Source organism: Paraburkholderia sp. SIMBA_053, assembly GCF_046534895.1.
Classification (GTDB): Bacteria; Pseudomonadota; Gammaproteobacteria; order Burkholderiales; family Burkholderiaceae; genus Paraburkholderia; species Paraburkholderia caledonica.
Genome location: NZ_JAWRXU010001891.1, coordinates 1 through 230, shown reverse-complemented (window position 1 = coordinate 230; position 230 = coordinate 1). Strand labels below are relative to the sequence as shown.

General features: G+C 61.7%; 1 protein-coding gene. It reads left to right on the top strand.

The genetic code is table 11. The features are described from left to right. On the top strand, positions 1-230 hold a 230-nt coding region (locus tag SB753_RS42120), incomplete at both ends, for a response regulator (protein ID WP_410805831.1).

The following is a 230-nucleotide window of genomic DNA, read 5'->3' as shown; positions in this document are numbered from 1 at the left end:
CTGGAGCCGAACGGCTACACCCTGGATGTCGCGCGAAGCGGCACTGTCGGGCTGCGTAGCGCCACATCCGCTTCGTACGATGCTATCGTACTGGACTTGTCATTACCCGGTACCGATGGCCTGGATGTCTGTCGCCTGCTGCGCCAGCAGTACCACATCAGCACACCGGTGCTGATGCTGACTGCCCGCGACACCGTGCAGGATAAGGTCAGTGGTTTTGCTGCCGGTGC